Origin of the sequence: uncultured Microscilla sp. (assembly GCF_947493425.1) — a bacterium.
In the GTDB taxonomy this organism is placed as follows: Bacteria; Bacteroidota; Bacteroidia; order Cytophagales; family Microscillaceae; genus Microscilla.
Map to the genome: position 1 here is coordinate 1 of NZ_CANLRP010000659.1, position 242 is coordinate 242.

1 pseudogene is annotated in these 242 nt (G+C 46.3%); it reads left to right on the top strand.

Annotated features, from left to right (window positions below):
• Positions 1-242, top strand: a pseudogene (locus Q0954_RS34845) (hypothetical protein); the annotation flags it as partial.

Here is a 242-nt window from a genome sequence, read left to right on the forward strand (position 1 = left end):
AATAAGGTAGTCATAGACAGCACGGGCGCGCAAACGAGCCGCACCGATTATATAGGGAGTTTTGTATACGAAAACGACGAGTTGCAATTTGTGCATACTGCCGAAGGGCGTGCATTGGCACCTGGTGCTTTGGATGGGAACACGGGCTTTGTGTATGAGTATCATTACAAAGACCATCTAGGTAATCTAAGGGTCGCTTTCAGGGAAGGAACAAAGAAAATTTACCGGGCTGATTTAGAAGA